Consider the following 8,423-nt stretch of genomic DNA (forward strand, 5'->3'; position numbering starts at 1 on the left):
TCATTTATTTATAATAATAGTTCTGCTGTTACTTCTCCTGAAAATACTAATACTGTAACATATACTACTCCTGCTTCAGCTATGCTTACTTTAGAGAAATATCAAGCTGTTGATACAAATGGAGATAACACAACAGATACTCCATTCTCTAAAGATGCCTTAACAGCTAACCCTGGAGAAACTATATTCTATAGACTAACAGCTACAAATAATGGTAATGCTGCTGCTACAAATGTTGTTATAAAAGATACAACAGCTCAGCATACTACAATGTTCTATGGTAATGAATCTGTTACTGACAAAGGTAAACCTGTTTGGAATATTGATGGTGGAGCCTTTACTGAAATCACATCAAGACCTGCTCTTGGTGGTGCTGGTGAAATCTCAGCTAGTATCCCATCTTTAGGTGCTGGTGAATCTGTAACTGTTCACTACAATGTTAAAGTAAATAATTAAAAATAATAGTAGGGCTCTTAGAAATAAGAGCCCTACTATAAAAAAGGAGGATATAAAAAATGATTAAAAAAACATATTCTTTTATTTTAATTTTTATATACTCTTTTTTATATTCAATATCTTTTTCGAAAGATATTTTTATTCATTCAAAATTACCATTAGTTTATATTTCTTATGAATACCATAAAGAAAATTCAGTGCTTTTATTTTTCAAAATATTAAATTTAGATAATCAAAATACATACAGTTTTAATTTTACAAATAATCTTATTCATAATTTTAATATTATTGAAAATAAATCTTTTTGGATTCCTTCTCATTCAAAAGTTAAAAAAAACATAACTTTTCATAATAATAAAACTGGAAGTTCTGACAATAATATGATTTTTAACATTGTTGATCAATCACTATTTCTTAAAATTAAAAATAAATCTCAAGGCGGACTTCTCGTTCTATCTTTAGAACCTAAAATATTTACTATAGAAAGTTCAACTTCACTTGTATATGTTAATAACTCTAGTAATATGAATTCTAAAATTAATAATGAATTAACTAAATTAACACTGCATAAATATCAAGCTATTGATAAAAATAGAGATAACATCCCTGATACTCCTTTTTCTAAAAATACTATTGCTACAGATCTTGGTGATATAGTTTTTTATAAACTAATTGCTATAAATGAAGGCGAAACAACTGTAACTAATCTTTATATCCAAGATAGTATACCTGAATATACCTCTCTTTCTTCAGGAGATAACTCAATTTCTGAAAGAGGAAAACCATCTTGGAAATTAAATAATGGTGCATTTAATGAAATTTTATCAAGACCTAATTTCGGAGAAAGTGGAATACTATCAACTAATGTTTCTACATTAAACTCAGGAGAAACTATTACTATATATTATAATATTAAAATTAATAACTAAATTTTTAAAAAGGAGGATACAAAGATGAATATAAAAACTAATTATTTTCTTTTAATTTTTCTATACTCCTTTTTATATTCACCATCTTTTTCAAAATCTTTTAGCATTGGAACTACTGCATCTCTTGAATATCAAGATAAAAACATTGATTCAAATTTACCTATTGTACATATTATCTATGAACGTTCAACAGTTATTATTGAAGAGTCTTGGGAAAACTCTGAAAGTAATTCAGTTATTTTATATTTTAAAATATCAAGTTTAAACTTTGAAAGTTCATACAATCTAAACTTTTCAAATGACTTTGAAGATAAATTTGATATTATTGAAAATAAATCTTTTTGGATTCCCTTTGGTACAGAAATAAAAAATATAATAACTTTTTCCAATGATGGACCTGAAACAAGTGATAGTAATATATCCTTTAGTCTTGAAAATAGTATTGCTAACTTAAGCATAGATACTATTCCAAATATTCATGTTACTAACTCAAAAGGTGGTATTTTAGCCTTGTATTTAACTCCTAAGTCTACATTTAAACCTGGAAGTATTTTTAAAAATAGAACTCCATATACTTATATAAATAACTGTGAAGAAAATGCTGATTCTATAGCAAAAGCTCCAGATTTAGTTATTCAATCAAAAACAAAAGATGAAGGAGTTAGTTTAATAAGACTTCAAGCACTAGATTCAAACAACGATAACAAACCTGATTTTCCTTATCAAACTAGTTCAATTAATGGCAGTGGAGGTGATCTAATCTTTTATGAAGTTGAAATTAAAAATAAAACATTAGAACCTATTTTTAATTTAGAAATAAATAACACTATTGGATCTCATACTAAAATGTCCTTTGGTGATAAACTTTTTACAGGCACTGGTTTTCCTATTTTAAAGAAAGATAATGGTGAAATTATAAAAATAACTGATCATCCTAAAGAGGGAGATCAAGGTTCAATTAAAATCTCATTAGACTCTTTAGAAGTCCAAGAAAGTATATTTATTTATTACTGCGTAGAAATTGTAAAATAATACGGGAGAATGACTTATGAAAAATTTTATATCTATTTTTTTTATTTTTTTATTTTTTATTACTAATAAGCTTACCTATTCAAATAGTACACCTGGAAATACTAATATTGTTACTCAAACCACGTTACAATATCAAAAACAATCTGGTGAAACAGTTATATCTGTTTCCAATTATGTAGTTGTTAAACTAAATGAAATCACATCTTTTGCTGTTACTAATTATCTTCCAGAAGTGATTATAAATGAAGGAGAAGAGATTATTATTCCGTATAAAATTTCTAACCATGGAAATATTGAGGATAGTTATATTATCAATGTTCTTAACTTCCAACCTTTTTCTGAGTTCGAATTTTTTATTGACGATAATGGTGATGGTCATCTTGACCCCAATGAAACTACTCCTTTAGAATTAATTGGCAACTCATTTTTTAAAACTCCTATCGTTGGTTTTGACAATGGAATTAATCTAGTTTTCAAAGGAAAGTTCAAAAATAGTTTTAATTCTAATAATTTCTTATTAAATTTAGCAGTACAAAGTACTTTGAAAAAAAATATAACTCAACAAATTCAAAATAATATTGTTATTCAACATCAAAACAAAGTTAAAATTATTAAGTCTATTTTTTTCGATAAAGAAGAAAAACAATTTTACTTTACTTTTAAATTTGTGAATAATAATCTTCAAAATATAAGTTCTATCACTTTAGAAGATGATATTAATACTAATTTTAGAATCTCTAATTATATAGGATTTTGGAAACCTTTTCGTAGCGACGAAAAAAAAGCTGTAACCTTCTTCTTAGATGGTGCAGAAAAAGAAGATCCTAATTTAAATATTAGTTTAATTAATAATATTTTAAAGATTAAATTAGATAACGTTCCACACAGTCATCAAACTGATATTGGTGGAGTATTATTTATTCCATTTATTGTAGATCCTAATTTACCAGAAAATACTATTTTAAGAAATAGCGGAACCTACAATTTTACTAATAACGGCCTACAAAGTGGGGATTTTTCTACAAATGAAGTAATTTATCTATTAAGTTATGCTCCTAAAACAACTGTCACAGGAGATTCATCCCCTGAAGATACATCTGAAAATAACCAATTTATTTATAAATTTACAAATACCATAACAAATTTAGGAAATAATACGGATACATTTAATGTCATTTGTAAAAATAGTGATTTTCCTGGAGAATTAAACTTTACAAATATAACAGACTCTAATGATGACGGAATTCCTGATACAGGTCCTCTTGCCATTGGAGAAACTAAAGAAATTATTTTTACTTTCACTATAAAACCTGAGGATATTTCAAATAGATTATATACTTCTAACAAAATATTTGTTAGTATTAAAAATTCATCTTATATTGTTTCCACAACAAATACACTAAACTTAGATACTTCCCCAGAAAATATCATTTTCTTAAAAGAGCAAGGTACTCAAGTTGGAAAATATACTTCAAAAGATATTGAAGTAGATTCTACTGATAAAATATATTATAAAATCACACTAAAAAATGATAATCCATTAGCTCATATCTTTTTAGATGAAATATTTGACACTATCCCTGAAAATACATCTCTTAGTCAAGGAAACGGTTCTTTAGATGAAGGTGGAAAACCTGTATATAAAAATGGAAATAAAAATTTCACTGAAATAAACTATATTCCAACTGAAAATAAACTTAGAATCAAAAACATCACAATTGATCCTAACAGTAGCTTAATTATTTATTTTAATGTTGATGTTAGTTAGTAAAAAATATATTCATTTCTAGGAGATTGCCTATGATTAAAAAAAATTATTTCTTTATTTTTTTATTTTTAACTTTTCTTTCCTACACCTTTGCTGAAAGCACATCTACTTCTATAACTAACACCAGTTTTTATAAATTAAAAAATGATGAATCTCTACACAACTCAAACGATGTTTCTGCTAATTTAAAACTAGTAAAACTTTCAACAACAATTACTAGTGACAGAAAAATTGTAAGAATTGGTGAAATTACTGGATTTAAAATTTCCCTAAATAATTTTTATACTGAATCTGCTAAAAATATTGAAGTATTCGTTAATATTCCTCAAGGTTTTCAGTATATTGAAAATTCTGCCTACATAAAAGATAACGAAATTATTAAAACTATTAATAAAAATCGTGGCGTCTCTTTTTTCTTAAAAAAAGACCTAGAAAAAAATAAAGCTCTAGAACTTTTCTTTTCTGTTAAAGTTAATATGACTGTGAGACCTGGAGAAAATTATTTTTCTACAGTATCTCAAGGGAATATTGAAAGCGGCGGAGTTATTTCCTCTAATACAAATACAACTAAAATATTTGTAGATCAAGAAGAAAATAAAAGAAGGGGAGTCGTTTTTGGATTAGTATTTGTCGATTTAAATAATAATAAAATTTACGACAAAGATGAACCTACAGTTCCTAATATTAAAATTTACTTGGAAAATGGTCATTTTGCTATTACTGATGGTTCTGGAAAATACAGTATTTTTGGAGAAAGAGCTTTAACCCACGTTGTTAGACTTGATGAATTATCTGCCCCTAAAAATGGTAAACTAATTAAAATTGATAATCGTTACTCTAATGACGGTACTTCAGTTTTTGCAGATGTAAAGAGAAATGAACTTTATAAAGTTAATTTTGCATTTTCAAATACTGACCAACCCTTCCTTAAAGAAATTAAAGATCGAAAAAACCTAAGCAAAGCTCTTCCTAGTGAAATTGAAGATGTTATTGAAAATGAAGAACTTACTTTTGCTTCTATTGTTGCTGGAGATACTATCGAAACTGAAGGATATTTCTCTGATGGTATGACATATTTATCAAAGGCTATAGAAGAGTACGAAAAAGAAAAACACAATCTACTTCTTGAAAAACACTTAGAAGAAAAGAAAAAAAATATTAAACCTAAAGAGAATTTAGAAGAAACACTTAAAACTCTAACTAATAATTTAGATTTTTTAAATTTAAAAAACAATGAAATTGTTCCCAATGTAATCTCAATTAAATTTAAAAGTGATCTTAATTCTAAAACAACTCTTTTTATTAATAATGAGAAAATTTCTGAAAAGTTTTTAGGAACAAGTGGAACTTCTCCTGAAAATAGTTTAGCATTTTATCAATACGATGGTTTAAAACTAAAAAAAGAAAAAAATGTTATTAAAATACAATCAGTTTCTCCAACTAAAACTGAAACTAAAAAAATAACAGTAATATATCCATCTAATATCTCTAAAATAGATTTTAAATACAATAAAGATGATTTAACTTCTGATTTTACAAAACCTATAAAATTTAAACTTATATTAAAAAATAGCTCTAATTACGCTATTAAAACTCCATACTTTGTTTCCATTGAAAATTCTAATGGTACTTGGATATCTCCTGAAGACATTAGTAATGATGCTGGTTTACAATTTATTATTGAAAATGGAGAGCATATTTTAGAATTTTTACCTCCTGCTGAAACTGGAGAAGTTGATTTTAAAATAAATATAGAAAATCTAAAAAAAGAGTTTAAATTAAACTTTAAGGCTCCTACAAGACCTATGATAATGACTGGAATAATTGAAGGTAAAGTTGATTTAAACAAAAATAGTGTAGATTTTTTCCAAGAGACTTTAAGTGGAAAAGAATATGGAAAAGACAATGATTTTTCTTATAGAACAGCTGTTTTTGCCACTGGAAATTTAAAAGATGACTATAATTTAACTTTATCATACGATAACTCTAAAACTGATGATGATGTCTTCTTCCAAAAAGTAAAAAGAGATGATTACTATCTAGTATTTGGTGACGATTCCATAAAAGGTTATGAGGCTCAATCTAGATCTCACTTATATTTACTTCTTGAAAATGAAAATACATCATATTTATATGGAGATTATACTCTTGATTGGTCAAGTGATGAACTTGATATTGGAAGTTATTCTAGAACTCTAACAGGTTATAAATTTAACTATGATAACTCTATCTTTAATTTAGAAGCCTTTTTATCTGACTCTAAAAATGTACAAGTTATTGATGAACTACCTGGTAGAGATATTTCTGGTCCTTATTACTTAAATAATAATGCTATTATTGAAAATTCAGAACAAATAAGTATTGTTGTTTATGATAAGCATAATCCAGCTATCCCTGTTATAGAAGTACAAGCTCCTAGTTATACCCTAGATTATCATACTGGAGTTCTTTATTTTAACAATATTATTCCTGAATTTGCTAAAAATGGAAATCCACTTTTTATTAGAATTAATTATGAAGTTGAAGATTCCTCTGGTAAAAAACATGCTGTTTACGGAGCTAAAACTTCTTATAAAATTAATGATCATGTTACTATAGGTGGTACTTATATAAGAGATGAACATCCTCAAGAAGACTATCAAAATAAAAGTATTAATATGGTTATTGATGGTGATAATTTAGGTAAAATTACTTTTGAAACAGGAGAAACAACTGATAAAAATGTCAGTGGAAAAGCAACACTTGTAAAATATATCAATGAAGAAAATGAAAAATTAAAATCAAAAGTTATCTTCTACAATAGTGACGAAGGTTTCTCTGCTGCAAACTCTTTTGTTGAAAGTAATGCTAGATTATTCTCTATTAATACAACATATAAAATTGATGAAGATAATGAAGTTGCAATTGAAGGTTTTGATTTCAAAGATAAAACAGAGAGTAAAAACCTCACAGAGATGACAGCAGGTTATAAAAAGAATCTTACAGATACTTCCTCTTTAGAAATAGGTGGTAAATACTCTGGGTCTGAACTTCAAAAATCTGGTGAAGAACTAATTACTGCCGGGGTTAGATATGATTGGAGTTTTGAAAGTATTCCAGAAATGAAAAATTATGTGGAATATGAGCAAGATATTGACAACTCTAGTGATAAAAGACTGTCTGTTGCCAGTGAATATAAATATAGTGAAAACATTAAATTCTATGGAAAATATGATCTTTTCAATACTATTGAAGATACCTATATTATCAATAGATATAATGATTCCTATTCTAAGTTAGCAGGAGTTGAGTTTGGTAGTATTGATTTAATAAAACCTTTTATTGAGTATAGAGAACATAGTAATAATGAAAGAAATAAAGAAATAGCTTATGGAATACAAAGTGATTACGAAGTTAATGAATATCTTTCTACATCAACTATATTTGAAAGGGTTGAAGGTATTGAGCCAAAATATTCAAGAGATAAAACTAATTTTATTTTTAGTTATCTATTTAAAGATGGAAAAAATAATATTAGTACAAGTAGTATTGACTTAACTGAAGATAACGGAATCACATCTGTTCTATTTAAAGGAAATTATGGTCGTAAAATTAATAATGATTTTACTTTTGCCATTAAAAATCGTTATTTTAACGAGGATATAGATAAGAATGTAGTTAGAAATAGATTTTTAAGTGGTATTGCATATAGAGGATTAGATGATATATATAACTCATTATACAAATATGAAATGATTTATGATGATCAACTAGAAAATAAAAGTTATACTCATCTTTCTCATGTTATTAATACTACTCATAATGTTCAACCAAATGATAAAAATATATTTACCTTTGCTGTTGGTGGAAAATATGTAACAGAAAAAAATGATTTTACTTCTGATTCATATTTTGCCTATCTATTAGGAATTAACTGGAAATACTTCTTAACTAATAAAATTGATATTGGTATAAATACAGCAACTGCTTTTGATGAAGATTATAATAATCTCTATGGTTTAGGTTTTGAACTTGGATATAAGACAACTGACTTCTTATGGCTATCTTTAGGATATAATATAATGGGATTTGAAGATAAAGATTTCTATGATGATGATCAGTTTAGAAAAGGAGCTTACTTAAGATTTAGAATTCTACTACATGAAAATATGTTTAATAGATTTCAATAAAAACGGGAAGGGGTAGTATCAATTGATACTACCCCTTTTTAAAAAAATGGTGGTGCTTTATATGTTTAA

At 26.4% G+C, this 8,423-nt stretch carries 5 protein-coding genes; all 5 read left to right on the forward strand.

The window, feature by feature from the left end; genetic code table 11:
* The coding region (locus tag Q0V09_RS05015) for a hypothetical protein (protein WP_297487457.1) at positions 1-456 on the forward strand (456 nt) is incomplete at its 5' end.
* A 59-nt stretch (positions 457-515) separates the two neighbouring features.
* Positions 516-1,385 (forward strand): hypothetical protein, encoded by an 870-nt coding sequence (locus Q0V09_RS05020; RefSeq protein ID WP_297487459.1) that lies wholly within the window; start codon positions 516-518, stop codon positions 1,383-1,385.
* A gap of 24 nt (positions 1,386-1,409) precedes the next feature.
* A complete protein-coding gene (locus Q0V09_RS05025; RefSeq protein ID WP_297487461.1) occupies positions 1,410-2,417 on the forward strand; it encodes a hypothetical protein in 1,008 nt (335 codons plus the stop codon).
* 16 nt (positions 2,418-2,433) lie between these two features.
* Positions 2,434-4,185, forward strand: a complete 1,752-nt coding sequence (locus tag Q0V09_RS05030; protein ID WP_297406254.1) for a hypothetical protein — start codon at positions 2,434-2,436, stop codon at positions 4,183-4,185.
* A 32-nt stretch (positions 4,186-4,217) separates the two neighbouring features.
* Entirely contained in the window at positions 4,218-8,354 is a 4,137-nt protein-coding gene (locus Q0V09_RS05035) for a hypothetical protein (protein WP_297406252.1), read from the forward strand.
* Positions 8,355-8,423: the final 69 nt, after the last annotated feature.

Origin of the sequence: uncultured Cetobacterium sp. (assembly GCF_947039425.1) — a bacterium.
Lineage (GTDB): Bacteria > Fusobacteriota > Fusobacteriia > Fusobacteriales > Fusobacteriaceae > Cetobacterium_A.

Excerpts from the sequence above, each read along its gene's own strand:
- Q0V09_RS05035 (WP_297406252.1), top strand. The coding sequence starts at position 4,218 with ATGATTAAAAAAAATTATTTCTTTATTTTTTTATTTTTAACTTTTCTT.
- Q0V09_RS05025 (WP_297487461.1), top strand. The coding sequence starts at position 1,410 with ATGAATATAAAAACTAATTATTTTCTTTTAATTTTTCTATACTCCTTT.
- Q0V09_RS05020 (WP_297487459.1), top strand. The coding sequence starts at position 516 with ATGATTAAAAAAACATATTCTTTTATTTTAATTTTTATATACTCTTTT.
- Q0V09_RS05030 (WP_297406254.1), top strand. The coding sequence starts at position 2,434 with ATGAAAAATTTTATATCTATTTTTTTTATTTTTTTATTTTTTATTACT.